General features: G+C 67.9%; 19 protein-coding genes. 14 read left to right on the top strand and 5 right to left on the bottom strand.

The window, feature by feature from the left end; translation table 11 throughout:
- Window positions 1-4 precede the first annotated feature (4 nt).
- The 4 genes from thrC (at window position 5) to ACPTTC_RS10760 (ending at window position 3,710) form a co-directional block, all read left to right on the top strand.
- Entirely contained in the window at window positions 5-1,456 is a 1,452-nt protein-coding gene (thrC, locus tag ACPTTC_RS10775) for a threonine synthase (RefSeq protein ID WP_175955952.1), read from the top strand.
- 242 nt (window positions 1,457-1,698) lie between these two features.
- Complete coding sequence (gene glp, locus ACPTTC_RS10770; protein WP_423392468.1) at window positions 1,699-2,946, top strand: gephyrin-like molybdotransferase Glp; 1,248 nt, start codon at window positions 1,699-1,701, stop codon at window positions 2,944-2,946.
- Between the two features lie 19 nt (window positions 2,947-2,965).
- Window positions 2,966-3,223, top strand: a complete 258-nt coding sequence (moaD, locus tag ACPTTC_RS10765; protein WP_175955956.1) for a molybdopterin converting factor subunit 1 — start codon at window positions 2,966-2,968, stop codon at window positions 3,221-3,223.
- 10 nt (window positions 3,224-3,233) lie between these two features.
- The gene (locus ACPTTC_RS10760) at window positions 3,234-3,710 is read left to right on the top strand and encodes a molybdenum cofactor biosynthesis protein MoaE (RefSeq protein WP_423392467.1); all 477 of its coding nucleotides are present in this window, start codon (window positions 3,234-3,236) and stop codon (window positions 3,708-3,710) included.
- Between the two features lie 66 nt (window positions 3,711-3,776).
- On the opposite strand, the gene ACPTTC_RS10755 is transcribed toward ACPTTC_RS10760, so the two are convergent.
- A complete protein-coding gene (locus ACPTTC_RS10755) occupies window positions 3,777-4,337 on the bottom strand; it encodes a group III truncated hemoglobin (RefSeq protein ID WP_423392466.1) in 561 nt (186 codons plus the stop codon).
- Window positions 4,338-4,586: 249 nt separating this feature from the next.
- On the opposite strand from ACPTTC_RS10755, the gene ACPTTC_RS10750 reads away from it, so the two are divergent.
- Both ACPTTC_RS10750 and clpB read left to right on the top strand, forming a co-directional pair.
- A complete protein-coding gene (locus ACPTTC_RS10750; RefSeq protein ID WP_423392465.1) occupies window positions 4,587-5,102 on the top strand; it encodes an Rrf2 family transcriptional regulator in 516 nt (171 codons plus the stop codon).
- Between the two features lie 157 nt (window positions 5,103-5,259).
- The gene (gene clpB / locus ACPTTC_RS10745) at window positions 5,260-7,857 is read left to right on the top strand and encodes an ATP-dependent chaperone ClpB (RefSeq protein WP_175969703.1); all 2,598 of its coding nucleotides are present in this window, start codon (window positions 5,260-5,262) and stop codon (window positions 7,855-7,857) included.
- 103 nt (window positions 7,858-7,960) lie between these two features.
- On the opposite strand, the gene ACPTTC_RS10740 is transcribed toward clpB, so the two are convergent.
- Both ACPTTC_RS10740 and ACPTTC_RS10735 read right to left on the bottom strand, forming a co-directional pair.
- The gene (locus ACPTTC_RS10740) at window positions 7,961-8,398 is read right to left on the bottom strand and encodes a YidB family protein (RefSeq protein ID WP_226196982.1); all 438 of its coding nucleotides are present in this window, start codon (window positions 8,396-8,398) and stop codon (window positions 7,961-7,963) included.
- Between the two features lie 88 nt (window positions 8,399-8,486).
- Window positions 8,487-9,098, bottom strand: coding sequence for a ComEA family DNA-binding protein (locus tag ACPTTC_RS10735; RefSeq protein ID WP_423392464.1), 612 nt, complete (start codon window positions 9,096-9,098; stop codon window positions 8,487-8,489).
- A gap of 286 nt (window positions 9,099-9,384) precedes the next feature.
- On the opposite strand from ACPTTC_RS10735, the gene ACPTTC_RS10730 reads away from it, so the two are divergent.
- Window positions 9,385-9,846 (top strand): MerR family transcriptional regulator, encoded by a 462-nt coding sequence (locus tag ACPTTC_RS10730; protein ID WP_175955969.1) that lies wholly within the window; start codon window positions 9,385-9,387, stop codon window positions 9,844-9,846.
- Window positions 9,830-10,279 carry a carboxymuconolactone decarboxylase family protein gene (locus ACPTTC_RS10725; RefSeq protein ID WP_423392463.1) on the top strand — a complete coding sequence of 150 codons (450 nt, stop codon included), beginning with the start codon at window positions 9,830-9,832 and terminating at the stop codon, window positions 10,277-10,279. Before ACPTTC_RS10730 ends, ACPTTC_RS10725 begins: the two co-directional genes overlap by 17 nt.
- Window positions 10,280-10,299: 20 nt before the next feature.
- Here ACPTTC_RS10725 and ACPTTC_RS10720 read toward each other — a convergent pair whose 3' ends face one another.
- Window positions 10,300-12,216 carry a sigma-54-dependent Fis family transcriptional regulator gene (locus ACPTTC_RS10720; RefSeq protein ID WP_423392462.1) on the bottom strand — a complete coding sequence of 639 codons (1,917 nt, stop codon included), beginning with the start codon at window positions 12,214-12,216 and terminating at the stop codon, window positions 10,300-10,302.
- Between the two features lie 534 nt (window positions 12,217-12,750).
- Here ACPTTC_RS10720 and ACPTTC_RS10715 point away from each other — a divergent pair.
- From ACPTTC_RS10715 to lipA, 6 genes are all read left to right on the top strand, one after another.
- Entirely contained in the window at window positions 12,751-13,809 is a 1,059-nt protein-coding gene (locus tag ACPTTC_RS10715) for an ATP-NAD kinase family protein (RefSeq protein ID WP_423392461.1), read from the top strand.
- Window positions 13,810-13,868: 59 nt separating this feature from the next.
- Window positions 13,869-14,645 (top strand): SDR family NAD(P)-dependent oxidoreductase, encoded by a 777-nt coding sequence (locus ACPTTC_RS10710; RefSeq protein ID WP_423392460.1) that lies wholly within the window; start codon window positions 13,869-13,871, stop codon window positions 14,643-14,645.
- A gap of 77 nt (window positions 14,646-14,722) precedes the next feature.
- Entirely contained in the window at window positions 14,723-15,706 is a 984-nt protein-coding gene (locus tag ACPTTC_RS10705; RefSeq protein ID WP_175955979.1) for a thiamine pyrophosphate-dependent dehydrogenase E1 component subunit alpha, read from the top strand.
- Window positions 15,707-15,760: 54 nt separating this feature from the next.
- Entirely contained in the window at window positions 15,761-16,765 is a 1,005-nt protein-coding gene (locus ACPTTC_RS10700; RefSeq protein ID WP_423392459.1) for an alpha-ketoacid dehydrogenase subunit beta, read from the top strand.
- Between the two features lie 4 nt (window positions 16,766-16,769).
- Window positions 16,770-17,885 (top strand): acetoin dehydrogenase dihydrolipoyllysine-residue acetyltransferase subunit, encoded by a 1,116-nt coding sequence (locus tag ACPTTC_RS10695; protein WP_423392458.1) that lies wholly within the window; start codon window positions 16,770-16,772, stop codon window positions 17,883-17,885.
- A 2-nt stretch (window positions 17,886-17,887) separates the two neighbouring features.
- Window positions 17,888-18,853, top strand: a complete 966-nt coding sequence (gene lipA, locus ACPTTC_RS10690) for a lipoyl synthase (RefSeq protein WP_423392457.1) — start codon at window positions 17,888-17,890, stop codon at window positions 18,851-18,853.
- An 11-nt stretch (window positions 18,854-18,864) separates the two neighbouring features.
- On the opposite strand, the gene ACPTTC_RS10685 is transcribed toward lipA, so the two are convergent.
- The gene (locus ACPTTC_RS10685; protein ID WP_423392456.1) at window positions 18,865-20,226 is read right to left on the bottom strand and encodes an MATE family efflux transporter; all 1,362 of its coding nucleotides are present in this window, start codon (window positions 20,224-20,226) and stop codon (window positions 18,865-18,867) included.

The following is a 20,226-nucleotide window of genomic DNA, read 5'->3' as shown; positions in this document are numbered from 1 at the left end:
CGACATGAACTACATCTCCACGCGCGGCGCCGGCATCGGCGAGCGCCACACGTTCTCCGACATTCTGCTCGGCGGTCTCGCGAAGGACGGCGGGCTCTACCTGCCGGCCGAGTATCCGAAGGTGTCCGCCGACGAGCTCGCGCGCTGGCGCACGCTGTCGTACGCGGATCTCGCGTTCGAGATCCTGTCGAAGTTCTGCGACGACGTGCCGGCCGACGACCTGCGCGCGATCACGCGCCGCACGTACACGGCCGACGTGTACCGCAATACGCGCCATGGCGAGAACGCGTCCGACATCACGCCGCTGAAGACGCTCGGCACCGAGCACGGCGCGCCGATCTCGCTGCTCGAACTGTCGAACGGCCCGACGCTCGCGTTCAAGGACATGGCGATGCAGCTGCTCGGCAACCTGTTCGAGTACACGCTCGCGAAGCACGGGCAGACGCTGAACATTCTCGGTGCGACGTCCGGCGACACCGGCAGCGCGGCCGAATACGCGATGCGCGGCAAGGCCGGCGTGCGCGTGTTCATGCTGTCGCCCCACAAGAAGATGAGCGCGTTCCAGACGGCCCAGATGTTCAGCCTGCAGGATCCGAACATCTTCAACCTCGCGGTCGAGGGCGTGTTCGACGATTGCCAGGACATCGTGAAGGCCGTTTCGAACGATCACGCATTCAAGGCGCAGCAGAAGATCGGTACGGTCAACTCGATCAACTGGGCGCGCGTCGTCGCGCAGGTCGTGTACTACTTCAAGGGCTATTTCGCGGCCACGCAATCCAACGACGAGCGCGTGTCGTTCACGGTGCCGTCGGGCAACTTCGGCAATGTCTGCGCAGGCCACATCGCGCGGATGATGGGGCTGCCGATCGCGAAGCTCGTGGTCGCGACGAACGAGAACGACGTGCTCGACGAGTTCTTCCGCACGGGCGCGTATCGCGTGCGCAGCGCCGAGAACACGTATCACACGAGCAGCCCGAGCATGGACATCTCGAAGGCATCGAACTTCGAGCGCTTCGTGTTCGACCTGCTCGGCCGCGATCCGGCGCGCGTGATGCAGTTGTTCCGCGACGTCGAGGAGAAGGGCGGTTTCGATCTCGCGGCGAGCGGCGATTTCTCGCGCGTCGCCGAGTTCGGTTTCGTGTCGGGCCGCAGTAGCCATACGGACCGCATCGCGACGATTCGCGACGTGTTCTCGCGCTACGACACGATGATCGATACGCACACGGCCGACGGCGTGAAGGTCGCGCGCGAACATCTCGACGCAGGCGTGCCGATGGTCGTGCTCGAGACCGCGCAGCCGATCAAGTTCGGCGAGACGATTCGCGAAGCACTCGATCGCGAAGCCGAGCGTCCGGCTGCATTCGACGGGCTCGAGGCGCTGCCGCAGCGTTTCGAGGTCGTGAAGGCCGACGCGCAGCAGGTGAAGGACTTCATCGCCGCCCATACGGGCGCATGACGCGCAGCCGGGCCGCGGGCCCGGCTGCGCAGGACGGCCGGAATGCCGATTCGTCGAACGGATCGGGGTTCCGGCCGTTTTGTTTGGCGGCACCGTGCGGCGACCGCCGCATTGCACCCGAAACAAGTGCCAGACCTGCGCGCTCGCGCCGATCACAGTTTCCGCATGTCGGCCATATCGCGCGCCCGTGCGACGGCGTCGCTACAATGACGTATTGAATCCAACGATCCCCGATTCCATCGATGTCGAACCCGAATCCCGCGGCGCCGCGCGCGCCGATGCTGTCGACCGCCGAGGCACTCGCCGCGCTGCTCGATGCCGCGAAGCCGTTGCCCGGCGCCGAAACGGTCGCCACGCTCGATGCGCTCGGCCGCGTGCTGGCCACTGACGTGAGCTCGCCGCTCGACGTGCCACCGATGCATACGAGTGCGATGGACGGCTATGCGGTGCGCGTCGCCGACCTGCTGCATGGCGAGCGGCGCTTGCCCGTGTCGCAGCGCATTCCGGCAGGCCATCCTGCCGCGCCACTGGCTGCCGGCACGGCCGCGCGGATTTTCACCGGTGCGACGGTGCCGCCCGGCGCCGACGCCGTCGTGATGCAGGAACAGACGTCGGCCGACGGCGATGCGGTGGAAATCCTGCACACGCCGAAGGCCGGTGAATGGATCACCGCACAGGGCGCGGATATCCGGCAGGGCTCGGTGATCCTGCCGGCCGGCACGAGGCTCACGCCGCAGGCGCTCGGCCTGGCCGCGTCGGTTGGCTGCGCGCAACTGCTGGTCGCGCGGCGGATTCGCGTCGCGGTGTTCTTCACCGGCGACGAGCTGACGATGCCCGGCGAGCCGCTGAAGCCCGGCGCGATCTACAACTCGAACCGCTTCACGCTGCGCGGGCTGCTGGAGCGGCTCGGCTGCCACGTGACCGACTACGGGATCGTGCCCGATTCGCTCGCCGCGACGCGCGACACGCTGCGCGCGGCCGCCCGCGATCACGACGTGATCCTGACGAGCGGCGGTGTGTCGGTCGGCGACGAGGATCACGTGAAGCCGGCCGTCGAGGCCGAAGGGCGGCTCGCGCTGTGGCAGATCGCGATGAAGCCCGGCAAGCCGCTCGCGTACGGCGCGGTGCGCCGCGGCGACGATCGCGCCGACGCGCACTTCATCGGATTGCCGGGCAACCCGGTGTCGAGCTTCGTCACGTTCCTGCTGTTCGTGCGGCCGTTCCTGCTGCGCCTGTCCGGCGTGCGCGACGTCACGCCGCGCGCGCTGTCGCTGCGCGCCGACTTTTCGCAAAACAAGGGCGACCGGCGCAACGAATTCCTGCGTGCGCGCGTGAACGCGGCCGGTGGCCTCGACCTGTTCCCGAACCAGAGCTCGGCGGTGCTGACGTCGACAGTGTGGGGCGACGGCCTGATCGACAACCCGCCGCAGCACGCGATCAGCGCTGGCGAGACCGTGCGTTTCATTCCGTTTTCCGAACTGCTGTCGTAACGCGACCGCCTCCCGAACCATGAAGATTCAACTGAAATTCTTTGCAAGCGTACGCGAGGCGCTGGGCGTTGCCGACGAGCAGGCCGACGTGCCGGACAGCGTCACGACCGTCGGCGACGTGCGCGCGTGGCTGCGCGTGCGCGGTGGCGCGTGGGCCGAGACGCTCGCCGAAGGGCGCGCACTGCGCATGGCGTGCAACCACGAGATGACCGATGCCGACACGCGGCTCACCGAAGGCTGCGAAGTCGCGTTCTTTCCGCCGGTGACGGGCGGTTGAGGCACGGGCGATGACAACGGTACGAATCCAGTCCGACGACTTCGACCTGAACGCGGAAGTCGCGGCACTGCGCGCACGCAACCCGAAGATCGGTGCGCTCGCGTGCTTCGTCGGCACGGTGCGCGACCTGAACGAAGGCGATTCGGTTGCCGCGTTGGAGCTCGAGCACTATCCGGGAATGACCGAGAAGGCGCTCGAGAAGATTGCCGCCGAGGCCGGCCGGCGCTGGCCGGGCATCGACGTCGCGATCGTGCATCGCGTCGGCCGACTCCTGCCGCTCGACCAGATCGTGATGGTCGCGACGGTTGCGTCGCACCGCGGCGATGCGTTCGCGTCGTGCGAGTTCGTGATGGACTACCTGAAGACCGAAGCGCCGTTCTGGAAGAAGGAAACGACGCCGGATGGCGAGCGCTGGGTCGATGCGCGCAGCACCGACGATGCAGCACTCGCGCGCTGGGGCGTCGAATCGGGCAATACGCGGCGTTGAGCGCGGCGTCAGCGGAGTGCGGCGAGGTGCCGCATGCGCGCAAGCGTCGCGCGTGACGGCTACCCGTTACGCGTCCGGATCGCTGCTGCGCCCGATGATCTTCGTCGGAAACGGCTCGCCGCGGGCACGCGACGGCAACGGGTGCGGATCGTCGCCCACGTCGCGACGGCGCGGCGAGATCGCGTCGAGCAGGGCCTGCTGCTCGGGCGGAATCCGGTAGTCCCAGCCGAACCGGCTCAACTGGAGGCTCTGCGCGATCCGCAGCGCGGGCTCCATGAAGCGGATTGCCGCGGGCGGCGCGTAGCGCGCCTCGACGGTCTTCAGGAACAGTGACAGCCAGCGGCTGAAATGGGCCGGCTCGATCCCGTCGAGCGGCTGATGCGCCTGCTGCACGTTGCCGCGATAGCCCTTGGTGCCGAGCACGAGGCTCGACCAGAAAGTGACCATCTTCGGCAGGTGGTCGTCCCAGCGACCCGCCAGCTTCGCATCGAACACGGGCCCGAGCAGCGGATCGGCGCGCACGCGGTCGTAGAACGCGTAGACGAGATCGCGGATGTTCTCTTCGGTCGGCTCGGTGTCGCGAAGGCGGGCCGGTGCGGTATCGGGCGAGGCGGGCGTGACGGTCATGGCAAAAGGGCCGGAGAAATAGGCAACGACGGGGTGGCGGCGCGGACATCGTGCAGGACACCGGCCGAATTTTGACGCAAAATGGCGTCCAATGACCCCTGAAAACGTGCAAGTGTCAAGCATCTTATTGCACGCACGCCCTCCCGGCAACCCGGGGCCGCAGAACAGGGCCGTCAACCGGCTTCGTGCGCATCCCGACCGGCCCGGCTCACGTAATCGGGGCACGATCGATCTTTTCCGTATTCGCCCATGAGACTCACCGACTACACCGACTATTCGCTGCGCGTGATGCTGTACCTTGCCGTGCGCGGCGAGGGGCTCGCCACGATCCAGGAGATCTCGGACGCCTACGGCATCTCGAAGAACCATCTGATGAAAGTCGTGCAGCAGCTCGGCGAGCTGGGGTGGGTCGATACCGTTCGTGGTCGTAATGGCGGGCTGCGGCTGTTCCCCGAATCGCTGCAACTGACCGTCGGCCAGGTCGTGCGCGCGACCGAGAGCGATTTTGCGCTGGTCGGCTGCTTCTCGGCCGACGGCGAGTCGCGCGGCTGCGTGATCGAGCCGCGGTGTCGGTTGAAGGGCGTGCTGGCGGCCGCGCGCGATGCATTCTTTGCCGAACTCGACCGTCACACGCTAGGCGAACTGGTCGAACCCGCTTCGCCGCTCGCCGCGTTGCTCGGCATCCGCCCGGTCGTGCACATGCGTGCCGAGCCGTCGCCGGAAGACGCACCGGCGCCCGTCGAGCCGCCGTCGACGGCCGGCTGATACGCGCTCGCCGCGCTTCTCGATCCGGCCGTGGCCCGTCCAGGCGCCGCTTCAAGGATATCCATCGATTTTTGCGCTGAATCAACCCGAATTTCGCTTGAAAGCCGCATAACCATCCTCATCTTGGTGTTAATCGAAAATTGGAGGTCTCGACTAAATGAGAATCGACAAGCTCACCACCAAGTTCCAGGAAGCACTCGCGGACGCGCAAAGCCTCGCGGCAGGCCGTGACAATCAATACATCGAACCCGTTCACGTTCTCGCGGCGCTGGTCGCGCAGCAGGACGGTTCCGCCCGCTCGCTGATGTCGCGCGCGGGTGTGCACATTCAGGCGCTGCAAGGCGCGCTGAACGAGGCTATCTCGCGCCTGCCGCAAGTGACGGGCACGGGCGGCGATATCCAGATCGGCCGTGAACTGGCCGGGCTGCTGAACCAGGCCGACAAGGAAGCGCAGAAGCTCAACGACACGTTCATCGCGAGCGAGATGTTCCTGCTCGCCGTGTCCGACGACAAGGGCGACGCCGGCAAGCTCGCGCGCCAGCATGGCCTCACGCGCAAGGCGCTGGAAGCCGCGATCGCCGCTGTGCGCGGCGGCTCGCAGGTGCACAGCCAGGATGCGGAAAGCCAGCGCGAGGCACTGAAGAAATACACGGTCGACCTGACCGAGCGCGCCCGTGCGGGCAAGCTCGATCCGGTGATCGGCCGCGACGACGAAATCCGCCGTTCGATCCAGATCCTGCAGCGCCGCACCAAGAACAACCCGGTGCTGATCGGCGAGCCGGGCGTCGGCAAGACGGCGATCGTCGAAGGGCTCGCGCAGCGGATCGTCAACGGCGAAGTGCCCGAGACGCTGAAGGGCAAGCGCGTGCTGTCGCTCGACATGGCCGCACTGCTCGCGGGCGCGAAGTATCGCGGCGAATTCGAGGAGCGCCTGAAGGCGGTGCTCAACGACATCGCGAAGGACGAAGGCCAGACGATCGTCTTCATCGACGAAATCCACACGATGGTCGGCGCGGGCAAGGCCGAAGGCGCGATGGATGCGGGCAACATGCTGAAGCCGGCGCTGTCGCGCGGCGAGCTGCACTGCATCGGCGCGACCACGCTCGACGAATACCGCAAGTACATCGAGAAGGATGCCGCGCTCGAGCGCCGCTTCCAGAAGGTGCTCGTCGACGAGCCGAGCGTCGAGGCGACGATCGCGATCCTGCGCGGGCTGCAGGAGAAGTACGAGCTGCACCACGGCGTCGACATCACCGACCCGGCGATCGTCGCCGCGGCCGAGCTGTCGCACCGCTACATCACCGACCGCTTCCTGCCTGACAAGGCGATCGACCTGATCGACGAAGCCGCGTCGAAGATCAAGATGGAAATCGATTCGAAGCCCGAAGAGATGGACAAGCTCGACCGCCGGCTGATCCAGCTGAAGATCGAGCGCGAAGCCGTGAAGAAGGAGCAGGACGAAGCGTCGCAGAAGCGCCTGCAGCTGATCGAGGAAGAGATCGAGCGGCTCGGTCGCGAGTATTCGGATCTCGAGGAAATCTGGACCGCCGAGAAGGCCGCGGTGCAGGGCAGCGCACAGCTGAAGGAAGAGATCGAGAAGGTGCGTGCGGACATCGCGCGGCTGCAGCGTGACGGCAAGCTGGAGAAGGTCGCCGAGCTGCAGTACGGCAAGCTGCCGCAACTCGAGGCGCAACTGAAGCAGGTCACGCAGGCCGAAGAGCAGGAGCAGCACAACCCGACGCGTCCGCGCCTGCTGCGTACGCAGGTCGGCGCCGAGGAAATCGCGGAAGTCGTGTCGCGTTCGACCGGGATTCCGGTGTCGCGGATGATGCAGGGCGAACGCGAGAAGCTGCTGCACATCGAGGAAAAGCTGCATGAGCGCGTGGTTGGCCAGGACGAGGCGATCAGCGCGGTGGCCGACGCGATCCGCCGTTCGCGCGCGGGTCTCGCCGATCCGAACCGTCCGTACGGCTCGTTCCTGTTCCTCGGCCCGACGGGTGTCGGCAAGACCGAGCTGTGCAAGGCGCTGGCGTCGTTCCTGTTCGATTCGGAAGAGCACCTGATCCGCATCGACATGAGCGAGTTCATGGAGAAGCACAGCGTCGCGCGGCTGATCGGCGCGCCGCCGGGCTATGTTGGCTACGAGGAAGGCGGCTACCTGACGGAAGCCGTGCGCCGCAAGCCGTACAGCGTGATCCTGCTCGACGAGATCGAGAAGGCGCATCCGGACGTGTTCAACGTGCTGCTGCAGGTGCTCGACGACGGCCGCATGACGGACGGGCAGGGGCGCACGGTCGACTTCAAGAACACGGTGATCGTGATGACGTCGAACCTCGGCTCGCAGGTGATCCAGGCGATGACGGGTGCGCCGCAGGAAGAGATCAAGGACGCCGTGTGGCTCGAGGTGAAGCAGCATTTCCGCCCCGAGTTCCTGAACCGGATCGACGACGTCGTCGTGTTCCATGCGCTCGACCGCAGCAACATCGAGTCGATCGCGAAGATCCAGCTCGCGCGCCTGCACGAACGGCTCGCGAAGCTCGACATGGCGCTCGACGTGTCGGAAGCGGCGCTCGAACAGATCGGCAAGGTCGGCTACGATCCGCTGTTCGGTGCGCGTCCGCTGAAGCGCGCGATCCAGCAGGAGATCGAGAACCCGGTCGCGAAGCTCATCCTCGCGGGCCGCTTCGGTCCGAAGGACGTGATTCCGGTCGACGTCCACGACGGCACGTTCGTGTTCGACCGCGTCGTGCACTGATCGCCTGCCATCGGCTGCCGCCCGGTTTGCGCCGGGCGCGCGAAAACAAACACCCCGCCTCGGCGGGGTGTTTGTTTATGGCGCGTCGCAACGACGCGGCGCGTCAGCCCTGCTTGTTGCCGCCGAACATGCCGGCGATCTGCGACAGCGAGCCGAGCACGTTCGACGGGTCGACCTGTGCCTGGCCGTCGGCCGGCACCGTGCCGTCCGGCGTCGCGTGGTTGACGACGTGCGGCAGCACTTGCGCGAGGACGGTCGAGGCCATCGACGGATCGACGCCGAACTTGCTCGCGAGCGCGCCGATCGCGTCCGAGCCGAGCACGTTCTGCAGCGTGTCCGGCGAGATCGGCTGGTTCTGGCCGTTGCCGACCCACGAGCCGATGATGTCGCCGGCGCCGCCGGCCTTGAATTTCTCGATCAGGCCATTCAGGCCGCCCGGCTGGTTGTTGATGAATTCGAGCGCGGTCGTGATCAGCGCGCTTTGCGAGTTGCCGCCGGCCTGGCTGCCGAGCAGACCGCCAACGATGTCGAGGAGACCCATGGTTCTTCACCTTTACCGATAAGGGCGCCGCGCAGTGGGCGCCCGTTGAACGAATGCCGCGCGCACGCCGTCGCGCGCGCGGCGCACATCAGGCGCCCGACGCCGCGGCGGCGGAGGCTGCCTTGTCCTTCTTGCTTTTCTTCTTCGAACTCTTCGTCGCTTTAGCCGACGACGCCGCGGCCGGTGCGCTCGCACCCGCATCGGCGGATGCCGCCGCTGCCGCGGCCGCTTTTTCCTTCTTCGTCATGCGCTTGGCCTTGGCCGGCTTCGCCGCCGCATCCGGCGCGCTGGTCGCCGGCGCCGGTGCAGTGGCCGTCGTGCCGGCCGTCGCGGTCGTGGACGTGGACGCCGTGCCTGCCGACGTCGTTGTCGACGGGGTGGCCGAAGTCGTCGCGGCCGGCTTCGACAGCTTCACCCCCTTCGGCGGCGTCGACGAGCCGCCGATCGTCAGGCCGTTTTCCTCGAGATGCCCGACCGACTTCGTGCCGAGGCCCTTCACGCGGTTCGCGAGATCGTCCGCGTCCTTGAACGGGCCGTTCTTGGTGCGTTCGTCGATGATCGCCTTCGACTTCACGGGCCCGAGACCCTTCACGGATTCGAGCGCGGCCTGGTCAGCCGTGTTGACTTCGACGGCCGCCGCGAGGCCCGCGGCGAGCGACAGCGATAGCGCGACGAACAGCATCAGCAGCTTTTTCAGCATGGCAAAGGCTCCCTGGTTCTGACGGATGAATGGCTGTTGTAACGAACGGCGGAGCGAGACCCGGCCGGGCGTCGCCGTTAAGCATAGGACAAATGCGTGCCCTTTTTAAGACAGGCTGACCGAATCTTGCTGAAGGCTTGCGGCGCTGTAAAGGCCGAAACTCGCACCGGGCGGCGGTTTTGACCATTCTTTACGGTGTCGCCGGGGTATCGCCGATGATCGTCGCACTGGCTGTTCGACAGGGCTTGACTTAGAGTGAACTCTAACTCCTAACCTTGTTCATGCCATGTCGAAAACCGTAACCCAACCTTCCTCCGCCGGCCCGCTGACGATCGGCCAGGTCGCCGAAATGACCGGCTTGTCGACGCATACGCTGCGGTACTACGAGCAGGCCGGCCTGCTGCGCGCAATTTCGCGCACGGCGGCCGGGCACCGGCTCTATGCGCCGGCCGACCTTGACTGGCTGGCCTTCGTGATGCGCCTGAAGGCGACCGGTATGCCGATCGCGCAGATGCAGGCGTTCGCGGCGCTGCGCGCGCAAGGCGAAGCGACCTTCGGTGCGCGGCGCAGTCTGCTGGTCGAGCATCGCGATGCGGTGCGCGCGCATATCGCGGAGCTGCAGGCGAGCCTCGACGTGATCAGCGACAAGATCGCGTACTACGAAGCACAGGAACGGGATGCGGCGAGACGGGCGAAACCTTCTCACTCTCCATCGGAACAGGACGGACACAATGGAACGACTCGTTGAAGACCGCTACACGCGCGGCTGGAACAAACTGAAGGAAATCGACGGCGAAGTGGGCGAGCGCGTGATCGCGGCCCTCGCGCCGGTCGCGCCGGACTTCGGTCGGCTCCTGGTCGAATTCGGTTTCGGCGACATCTACAGCCGGCCGCAACTCGACCTGAAAGCGCGCGAGATCGCGACGATCGCGGCGCTGGCCGCGCTCGGCAACGCGCGGCCGCAACTCAAAGTGCACATCGAGGCCGCGCTCAACGTGGGTTGCACGCGCGACGAGATCGTCGAGGTGTTCATGCAGATGGCCTTGTATGCGGGTTTTCCGGCCGCGCTCAACGCATTGTTCGCCGCGCACGAGGTGTTCGTGCGGCGCGATGAAGCCGAGGCGGCCGGCAAGACGGGTGACGCCGCGAACGCACGCGAAGCGGCGGCGCATGCATCGTGAGCGGTAGATGCGCCGGCGCGTCACGCGCGATGCGGCGCGACGATCCGGTGCTTCGCGATGCGCCGGTACAGCGTCGCCCGCGAGATGCCGAGCGCCTGCGCGGCCGCGTCGGGCCGCCAGCGATGCGCGGTGAGCGCGGCGATGATGCGGCCGCGTTCGTCGTCGGGCAGCGTGCCGGTCGCCGCGCCGCCGAGTGTCGCGGCAATATCGGCCGGCAGATCTTGCCGCGTCACGCGCGCGGCGTCGCACACCGCGCACGCATAGCGCAGCACGTTGCGCAACTGCCGCACGTTGCCGGGCCACGGGTACGCGGCGAGTTGTTCGGCGAGCGTCGCGTCGAGCGTCAGTACGTGGCCGGTTGCCTGCGCCTCCTCGGCGAACAAGGCGGCAATCACGTCGCGCACGTCGGCACGCTCGCGCAGCGGCGGCAGTTCGAACGTCGCGCCGCTCAGCCGGTAGTACAGATCCTCGCGGAACGTGCCGTCGGCCACCATGCGTGCGAGATCGCGGTGCGTCGCGCAGATCACGTCGAGATCGACGCGTACGGGGGTATCGCTGCCGAGCGGCACGACCTCCCCATCGGCGAGCGCACGCAACAGGCGCGTCTGCAGCGCGAGCGGCATGTCGCCGATTTCGTCGAGGAACAGCGTGCCGCCGTCGGCAAGCGCGATCTTGCCGCGCGCGCCATGCTTGCGTGCGCCGGTGAACGCGCCGGCCGCATAGCCGAACAATTCGCTCTCGATCAGCGCTTCCGGTAGCGCTCCGCAATTGACGGCGACGAACGGCCGCGCACGTCGCGCACCGGCGTCGTGGATCGCGCGCGCGAACACTTCCTTGCCCGCACCGGTTTCGCCGAGCACGAGAATCGGCAGCCGCTTGCTCGCGACACGCAGCGCGAGCTCGGCCTGCTGCGCGATATGCGCGTCGCTGCTGTGCAGGAACGGCGTCAGCGCGCCGACGTGGCGTTGCGCGGTGCCCGGGCGGCGCGAGGCCGTGCCGGGTTCGCGGCCGGTGCGCCGAAGCGGCGCACGCAGCCGTGCATAGAGCGGCGCGCCGGTCGCGCGCAGCCGCAGCGCGACGATCGCATCGAGCCGCGCGGCATCGCGCAGCGGCATCTCGGTCGCATCGAAGATCTCGTCGATATGGCGCGGTTCGCGCAGCGCCGGCAGCGCATCGCGTGCCTGCCGGTTCGCGGCGACGATATTGCCGCATTCGTCGAACGCGATCAGCCACTCGGGTTGAGCTTCGACGTAGTGACGATTCGGATGCCCGAACAGGATCCAGTGGTGCGCGGTGCTGTGCACGAAGTAGCCGTCCTCGATCAGCGCCGCGCTCTGCCGCACGAGCTGATAGACGAGGCGCTGGCTGTCGCGGCCGTCGGGCGAATGAACGGCCGACGCGTCGAGCACGCCGATCAGTTCGCCGCCCGGCGAGAAGATCGGCGCCGCGCTGCAGGTGAGCGTCGTGAATGCCGCGCGAAAGTGATCGGTCTTGTGCACGGTAATCGGCGCGAGATCGGTCAGTACGTTCGCGACACCGCACGTGCCTTCCTCGCTTTCCGACCAGCACGAACCGATATGCAGCCCGGCGTGGCGGAAGGCGTTGCGGCGCTCGCGGTCGATCCGGTAGTCGATCGTCACGCCGTGTGCGTCGGTCAGCATCACGCAGTAGTCGGCGACGCGGATCATGTCGTGCAGCCGCGTCAGGCACTGGCCCGACGCGCGCAGGAACGCCTCCTCCTTGTCGCGCACTTCGCGCAGCTCGGCCGCGGTCAGCACGCGCGGACCGATCGACGAAGCGGGGTCGAGACGGTAGCGCTCCAGCGACCGCTGCCACGACGACACGAGGCGCGACGATTCGGCCGGCGCGGGCAGGCGTCCGGCGAGCGCGCCGAGCACACGGTCGGCGTGCTGGGCCTGGGGGACGGCGTAAGGCATGGTCGGCTCCGGTTCCGTACGGCGGGGAATGCGCTGTTCTTGTAGCACATCCCGTTCGACGGATCACACTGCATCGCAGCACGCGACGGGCGTGAGACGTTCGTCTCACCAGTATCGCGGGCCGTCTCGTGACGTTGAGACGCGTTCATGTGCGACCGGCGGAGATCGTCCCGCATGACGCGGCATGCGCGGCGCCGCGATACCGCGGGGTTTGCGGGCGCAACGGCACGCTTGCACCGGCGTCGCGAGGACCGTTTCGTCGCATCGACGATGTGAGACGCACGAGTCGAATTGCCGCGTGCTCCGTCCTGCCAGCCGCGAACCGGGGAGCACCTGCATACCCGCCGCGTCAACATTCACAAGGGTTTCACGTGCATCGCACGCACGATGGCACGCCGCTTGCAGAGATCACGGGCAAGTCGGCGCGGTCGCGTCGACGACGATCCGCCGCCCGGCGATGGCAGCGGACGAGACAGGCAAGGCCGCGGCGCACACCCATGCACCGGGGCCGGCCAACCGGATGGAGACGAACCCGTGACGACGCCCGTTACCGTCGGTGTGATCGCGAACCCCGCATCGGGGCGCGATATCCGCCGCCTCACGACGCATGCATCCGTATTTCCGACGGCGGAGAAGGCGAACATGATCGTGCGCCTGCTGGCCGGCCTCGGCGCGATGGGCGTCGAGCGCGTGCTGACGCTGCGCGACCGGACGGGCATCGCGACGCTGCTGCTGCGTGCGCTCGACACGCATCGTGCGGTTGCGCCGCACGAGCGCTGGCCCGAGGTCGAATTCGTCGACCTGCCGATCACCGACACCGTCGCCGACACACAGGCCGGCGCCGCGTACCTGAACCGGATGGAGGTCGCGCTGATCGTCGTGCTCGGCGGCGACGGCACGCATCGCGCCGTGGCTGCGCACTGCGGCGCGACGCCGCTCGTCGCGCTGTCCACCGGCACCAACAACGCGTTTCCCGAACATCGCGAAGCCACCGTCGCCGGGGTCGCGGCAGGACTCGCCGCGACCGGCGCGGTACCGGCCGAAGTCGCGTTCACGCGCAACAAGCGGCTCGTCGTGCGCTGCGTGGCGGGCGCGCAGCCGGGGCGCGAGGAGATCGCGCTCGTCGACGTCTGCGCGGCACGGCAGCGCTTCATCGGCGCCCGTGCGATCTCGGGGTCCGACGACATCGACTCGCTCTACCTGACATTTGCGGAACCCGACGGGATCGGCCTGTCCGCGCTCGGCGGTGCGTGGGCGCCGCTCGAACGCAGCGCGCCGCACGGGCTCGCGATGCGCTTCGCGGCTGAAGGCAAGACGGCCGGTACGCCACTCGTCGCCCCGATTGCGCCGGGCCGCGTCGATCGCGTCGTGATGCGCAGTTGCGAGCGGCTCGAGCCCGGTGCATGGCAGGCGATCCCGTTCGAGCGCGGCACGCTTGCGTTCGACGGCGAGCGCGAGATCGAGGTCGCGCGCGGCGATCGCTACGAGATCTCGCTCGACTGGCGCGGGCCGCTGACGGTCGACGTCGGCCGCACGCTGCGTTACGCGTCGTCACGCCAACTGCTGCGCGATGCCGGCGAGCGGCGCTATTGAGGCGCCGTGTTACCGAGTGACATTTCGACATCCATAACGATCACCCAGGAGACATCGCCATGACAACCCCACTCGACGGACAGGTCGCCATCGTCACGGGAGGTGCGCGCGGTATCGGTCGCGGCATTGCGTTGACGCTCGCAGGCGCGGGCGCCGACATCCTGCTCGCCGACCTGCTCGACGACGCACTCGATGCCACCGCACGCGAGGTACGCGCGCTCGGCCGCCGGGTGGCGGTCGCGAAGGTCGACGTCACGCAGGCCGCGCAGGTCGATGCGATGGTTGCGCAGGCGCTCGCCGAACTCGGCCGGCTCGACATCCTCGTGAACTGCGCGGGCGTGATCAGCATTCATCCGGTCGCCGAACTGACCGAGCGCGACTGGGATGTCGTGATGGACGTGAACGCGAAGGGCACGTTCCTCGGCTGCCGCGCGGCGCTCGCGCCGCTGAAGGCGCAGGGCCGCGGCCGGATCATCAACGTCGCGTCGATCGCCGGCAAGGAGGGCTTTCCGAGTCTCGCGCATTACAGCGCATCGAAATTCGCGGTTGTCGGCTTCACGAATGCACTCGCGAAGGAGGTCGCGCGCGACGGCGTGACCGTCAACGCGATCTGCCCCGGCATCGTGCGTACCGACATGTGGGACCGTCTGTCCGACGCATGGAAGACCGACGGCGAATCGGTCGAGGCGTCGTGGCAGCGGCACCAGTTGACGCTGATTCCGCAGGGCCGCGCGCAGACGCCGGAAGACATGGGCCGGCTCGCGCTGTTCTTCGCGACGATGGACAACGTGACGGGCCAGGCCGTGAACGTCGACGGTGGCTTCACGTTCCACTGACGGCCGCAGGCCGTGCAATCCGTCGCCACGGCGCGGCCGGGGCGGCATTCGCAGTCAGACCTACCCAGGAGACACACATGACAGCTTCGACACAGCTCAGCAGGGACAAGCTGCTGGACGCCTACCGGCTGATGCGCACGATTCGCGAATTCGAGGAGCGCCTGCACGTCGAATTCGCGACCGGCGAGATCCCCGGCTTCGTTCACCTGTATGCGGGCGAGGAGGCGTCCGCGGTCGGCACGATGCTGCACCTCGGCCTCGACGACTACGTCGCGACCACGCACCGTGGCCACGGCCATTGCATCGCGAAGGGCGTCGACGTGCACGGGATGATGGCCGAGATCTACGGCAAGAAGACGGGCGTCTGCCACGGCAAGGGCGGCTCGATGCACATCGCCGACCTGGCGATGGGGATGCTCGGCGCCAACGGGATCGTCGGTGCGGGCGGCCCGCTCGTCTGCGGCGCGGCACTCGCGGCGAAGCACAGGAAGACCGGCGGCGTCGGCGTGTGCTTCTTCGGCGACGGCGCATCGAACCAGGGTGTGATCTTCGAATCGATGAACCTCGCGTCGGTGTGGCGGCTGCCCGCGATCTTCGTGGCCGAAAACAACGGCTACGCGGAAGCGACATCGTCGAGCTGGTCGGTTGCGACTGACAACATCGCCGATCGTGCGAACGGGTTCGGGATGCCGGGCGTGATCGTCGACGGCTTCGACTTCTTCGCGGTGCACGAAGCGCTCGGCGAGGCCGTCGATCGTGCGCGCAACGGCGGCGGCCCGACGCTCGTCGAGGTGAAGTTCACGCGCTACTTCGGCCATTTCGAAGGCGATGCGCAAACCTATCGTGCACCTGGCGAAGTGCAGAAGCTGCGCGACGAGAAGGATTGCCTGAAGCATTTCGAAACGCGCGTCGTGCGGGCCGAAGCGCTGACGACCGCCGATCTGCGCGCGGTCGATGCACAGGTCAAGGCGCTGATCGACGATGCGGTCGCGCAGGCGAAGGCCGCGCCGGTACCCGATGCAGCCGACCTGCTGACCGACGTCTACGTGTCGTACCCGTGAGCAAGGCCTGACACCGCAGCCGGCACGGCGAACCGAACATTCCAGGAGACAGACATGGCAAGGAAGATCACTTATTCGCAGGCGATCAACGAGGCGCTCGCGCAGGAAATGGCGCGCGACGACAGCGTGATCGTGATGGGCGAGGACAACGCAGGCGGCGCGGGTGCGCCGGGCGAGGACGACGCGTGGGGCGGCGTGCTTGGTGTGACGAAAGGGCTGTTCCACAAGTTTCCGGGCCGCGTGCTCGATACGCCGCTGTCCGAAGGCGGCTACATCGGCGCGGCGGTCGGCGCGGCCGCGTGCGGGATGCGGCCCGTCGCGGAGCTGATGTTCATCGATTTCACGGGCGTGTGTTTCGACCAGATCTTCAACCAGGCCGCCAAATTCCGCTACATGTTCGGCGGCAAGGCGGTGACGCCGGTCGTGATTCGCGCGATGTACGGCGCCGGCTTGCGCGCGGCCGCGCAGCATTCGCAGATGCTCACGTCGCTGTTCACGCACATTCCGGGGCTGAAGGTCGTGTGCCCGTCGACGCCGTATGACGCGAAGGGGCTGCTGATCCAGGCGATCCGCGACGACGATCCCGTGATCTTCCTCGAACACAAGTTGCTCTATACCCGTGAAGGCGACGTGCCCGAGGAATCCTATGCGATTCCGTTCGGCGAAGCGAACGTGATGCGCGACGGCGACGACGCGACGATCGTCACGTACGGCCGGATGGTGCATCTCGCGATGGACGCGGCCGCGAAGCTCGCGAAGGACGGCATCCAGGTCGACGTGATCGACCTGCGCACGACGTCGCCGCTCGACGAGGAAACGATCCTCGAAAGCGCGGAGCGCACCGGGCGCGTGGTGGTCGTCGACGAAGCGAACCCGCGTTGCTCGATCGCGACCGACATCGCCGCGCTCGTCGCGCAGCGCGCGTTCCGAACGCTTAAGGCGCCGATCGAGCTCGTGACCGCGCCGCATACGCCCGCGCCGTTCGCGAGCGTGCTGGAAGACCTGTATATCCCGTCCGCCGATGCGATTGCGCAGGCGGTCCTGAAGACGAGGAGCTGACACGATGTCGATTCACATGATCACGATGCCCAAGTGGGGGCTGTCGATGGAGCAGGGGCAGGTCAACGGCTGGCTGAAGGCGCTCGGCGAACGCGTGACGAAGGGCGACGAAGTGCTCGACGTCGAGACCGACAAGATCTCGTCGGGCGTCGAATGCGCGTTCGACGGCACGCTGCGCCGGCAGGTCGCGCAGGAAGGCGAGACGCTGCCGGTCGGCGCGCTGCTCGGCGTCGTCGCGGCCGCCGACGCGAGCGATGCCGACATCGACGCGGCGATCGCCGATTTCCAGCGCGATTTCGTGCCGAGCGCGGCTTCCGACGAAGCCGCGGGTCCGCAGCCGGAAAAGGCGCAGATCGGCGGCCGGACGGTGCGCTTCCTGAAGCTCGGCGAAGGCGGCGGCACCCCCGCCGTGCTGATTCACGGCTTCGGCGGCGACCTCAACAACTGGCTGTTCAATCACGCGGATCTCGCCGCGCACCGGCCGGTGTGGGCGCTCGACCTGCCCGGTCATGGCGAGTCGGGCAAGGTGGTCGAGACGGGCAGCCTCGATGAACTGGCCGACGCGGTGCTCGCGCTGCTCGATGCGAAGGGCATCGACAAGGCCCACCTGATCGGCCATTCGATGGGTGGCGCGGTCGCGATGGCGGCGGCCGGGCGCGCCCCGCAACGCGTCGCGTCGCTCACGCTGATCGCGAGCGCGGGGCTCGGCACCGACATCAACCGCGCTTACATCGACGGCTTCGTCGCCGGCAACAGCCGCAACACGCTGAAGCCGCATCTCGGCGCACTGTTCGCGGACAACGCGCTGGTCACGCGGCAGCTCGTGGAGGATCTGGTCAAGTACAAGCGGCTCGAAGGCGTGCAGGCTGCGCTGGAGAAGATCGCGCATGCCGCGTTCGACGGCGCCGCGCAGCGGCGCGTGTTCCGCGACCGGCTCGCGACGCTTGCGCCCCGCACGCTCGTGATCTGGGGCGAGCACGACCAGGTGATCCCGGCACAGCACGCGCAGGGTTTGCCGGATGGCGTACGTGCCGAGGTGATCGCCGGCAGCGGGCACATGGTGCAGATGGAGGCGGCCGCCGATGTGAACCGCCTGATCGTCGCGTTTCTCGGAGACTGACGATGGCCGCCGCGCTCGAACGACCCAGCCTCACGGCGCTCGGCCAGCCGGGTGCGAGAAGCCGCGACAAGCTCGCGCGCATTCCGGTGCGCGTCGAGCCCGCGGCCGGTGCGGCATTGCCGAAGCCGCCGTGGCTGCGCGCGCGGCCGATGATGAGCGCGGCGGTCGCCGACACGGCGGCCGTGCTGCGTGACCATCGGCTGCATTCCGTCTGCGAGGAGGCGATGTGCCCGAACATCGGTGAATGCTTTGCGCAGCGCACGGCCACCTTCATGATCATGGGCGGCCTGTGCACGCGGCGCTGCCCGTTCTGCGACGTCGCGCACGGCCGTCCCGAGCCGCTCGATCCCGACGAGCCCGCGCGGCTGGCCGATGCGGCTGCCGCGCTCGGGCTGCGCTACGTCGTGATCACGTCGGTCGACCGCGACGACCTGCGCGACGGCGGCGCCGCGCATTTCGCCGCGTGCATCGCGGCGGTGCGCGCGAGCGTGCCGGGCATCGGCGTCGAGGTATTGACACCGGATTTCCGAGGCCGCGTGGGCCGCGCGCTCGATGCGTTGTCGGCGGCGTGGCCCGACGTGTTCAACCACAACATCGAGACGGTGCCGTCGCTGTATCGCGCAGCGCGGCCGGGCGCCGACTATCGCGGCTCGCTCGAACTGCTCGCGCAGGCGAAGCGGGCGCGGCCGGGACTGGTGACGAAATCGGGGTTGATGCTCGGCCTTGGCGAGTGCGACGACGAAGTGCGCGACACGCTGCGCGACCTGCGTGCGCACGACGTCGACGTGCTGACGCTCGGCCAGTATCTCGCGCCGTCCGCGCACCATCTGGCGGTGCGGCGCTACGTGAGCCCGGACGCATTTGCCGCGTGGCGCGACGAGGCACGATTGCTCGGTTTCAGGGAAGTCGTCGCGGGCCCGCTCGTGCGGTCGTCTTATCACGCGGCCGACGTGCTGGACGAGACGTAGCGTGCAGCGCGTCAGGCGGACGCGAAAGCGGAGGCATGCGCGCGACCGACGCGACGCAGGTACAGCACGAGCCCGGCGCCCGCGAGCATCAGGCTGATCGTGTTCGCGAACCAGAAACCGCGCGCGCCCGTCAGCCACGCGGGCGCGATTCCGCCCACGTCGAAACCGAGTACGTAGCCGCCGCTGAGCCCGACGCCCCACAGCGCGACCGCATAGATCACGGTCGGCACGACCGCGACCTTGTAGGCGCGCAGCACGAACGCCGACGTGACCTGCAGCGCATCGAAGACGTGGTAGCACGCGACGATCGCGACGAGCGGCATCGCGGCCGCGGCGACGGCCGGGTTCGGCGTATAGCCGCCGATGATCAGCGGGCGCAGCACGAACACGAGCAGGCCGTAGGTCGCGGCAATGCCGCACGCGAAAATCACGCTGTGCCGGCCGAGCAGCCGGGCTTCCTCGGGCCGCCCGGCGCCGAGCGCGCGCGCGACCAGCGTCGACGCCGCCACGCCGATCGACAGCGGCGTCATGTACAGCACCGCGCCGATGTTGCCGGCGATCTGGTGGCCGGCGAGCGTCGTCGTGCCGAACTGCGCGATGAACAGCGCCATGCACGTGTACGACGTGACCTCGATCAGGTACGACAGGCCCATCGGCACGCCGAGCTTCAGGATGGCCTTCTGGCGTTCCCAGACCGGCCAGCAGAAGCGCGAGAAGATCGCGAGCGGCGCGAACACGTCGAGCTTCGCGAGCAGCGTGTAGCCGATCAGCGCCAGCGCCCAGTTGATCAGCGTGCTCGCGAGCCCGCAGCCGGGGCCGCCGAGGGCCGGCACGCCGAACCCGCCGAAGATGAACCACACGTTGAGCGGAAACTTGAGCAGCAGCGCGCCGATCTGCAGCATCATCGCGAGGCGCGGCTTGCCGGCTGCGTTGGTCAGCGCGTTGTAGATGCGGAAGACGAGGCTGGCGGGCAGCCCGTACGACAGGATGCGCAGGTAGTCGACGGTGCGCTCGTGCAGCGCGGCGGGCGTGTGCGCGACGCGCAGCAGCGGTTCGGGAAAATGCAGCAGGAGAAAACCGGGCACCGCGAGCAGCAGCGCGAGCCACAGTGCCTGACGCACTTCCTCGCCGATCTCGGCATAGCGCCGGGCGCCGTACAGTTGCCCGGTGATCGGCTGCAGCGCCGACAGGATGCCCGTCAGGCCGATATAGATCGATATGTAGATCGACGAGCCGAGCCCGAGCGCGGCCAGATCGACGGCCGAGTAGCGCCCGACCATCGCGGTGTCGATCACGCCGAACGCGATGATCGCAAGCTGGCCGACGAGCACCGGCCACGCGAGACCGACGATCCGGCGGATGTCGCCGAACAT

Origin of the sequence: Burkholderia mycopellens (genome assembly GCF_964265025.1) — a bacterium.
Classification (GTDB): domain Bacteria; phylum Pseudomonadota; class Gammaproteobacteria; order Burkholderiales; family Burkholderiaceae; genus Burkholderia.
Note: the sequence above shows the minus strand (reverse complement) of the source record. Positions and strands in the feature narration are given on the sequence as shown.

Coding starts and splice junctions, on each gene's coding strand:
- thrC (WP_175955952.1), top strand. CDS start 5: ATGAACTACATCTCCACGCGCGGCGCCGGCATCGGCGAGCGCCACACG.
- glp (WP_423392468.1), top strand. CDS start 1,699: ATGTCGAACCCGAATCCCGCGGCGCCGCGCGCGCCGATGCTGTCGACC.
- moaD (WP_175955956.1), top strand. CDS start 2,966: ATGAAGATTCAACTGAAATTCTTTGCAAGCGTACGCGAGGCGCTGGGC.
- ACPTTC_RS10760 (WP_423392467.1), top strand. CDS start 3,234: ATGACAACGGTACGAATCCAGTCCGACGACTTCGACCTGAACGCGGAA.
- ACPTTC_RS10755 (WP_423392466.1), bottom strand. CDS start 4,337: ATGACCGTCACGCCCGCCTCGCCCGATACCGCACCGGCCCGCCTTCGC.
- ACPTTC_RS10750 (WP_423392465.1), top strand. CDS start 4,587: ATGAGACTCACCGACTACACCGACTATTCGCTGCGCGTGATGCTGTAC.
- clpB (WP_175969703.1), top strand. CDS start 5,260: ATGAGAATCGACAAGCTCACCACCAAGTTCCAGGAAGCACTCGCGGAC.
- ACPTTC_RS10740 (WP_226196982.1), bottom strand. CDS start 8,398: ATGGGTCTCCTCGACATCGTTGGCGGTCTGCTCGGCAGCCAGGCCGGC.
- ACPTTC_RS10735 (WP_423392464.1), bottom strand. CDS start 9,098: ATGCTGAAAAAGCTGCTGATGCTGTTCGTCGCGCTATCGCTGTCGCTC.
- ACPTTC_RS10730 (WP_175955969.1), top strand. CDS start 9,385: ATGTCGAAAACCGTAACCCAACCTTCCTCCGCCGGCCCGCTGACGATC.
- ACPTTC_RS10725 (WP_423392463.1), top strand. CDS start 9,830: ATGGAACGACTCGTTGAAGACCGCTACACGCGCGGCTGGAACAAACTG.
- ACPTTC_RS10720 (WP_423392462.1), bottom strand. CDS start 12,216: ATGCCTTACGCCGTCCCCCAGGCCCAGCACGCCGACCGTGTGCTCGGC.
- ACPTTC_RS10710 (WP_423392460.1), top strand. CDS start 13,869: ATGACAACCCCACTCGACGGACAGGTCGCCATCGTCACGGGAGGTGCG.
- ACPTTC_RS10705 (WP_175955979.1), top strand. CDS start 14,723: ATGACAGCTTCGACACAGCTCAGCAGGGACAAGCTGCTGGACGCCTAC.
- ACPTTC_RS10700 (WP_423392459.1), top strand. CDS start 15,761: ATGGCAAGGAAGATCACTTATTCGCAGGCGATCAACGAGGCGCTCGCG.
- ACPTTC_RS10695 (WP_423392458.1), top strand. CDS start 16,770: ATGTCGATTCACATGATCACGATGCCCAAGTGGGGGCTGTCGATGGAG.
- lipA (WP_423392457.1), top strand. CDS start 17,888: ATGGCCGCCGCGCTCGAACGACCCAGCCTCACGGCGCTCGGCCAGCCG.
- ACPTTC_RS10685 (WP_423392456.1), bottom strand. CDS start 20,226: ATGTTCGGCGACATCCGCCGGATCGTCGGTCTCGCGTGGCCGGTGCTC.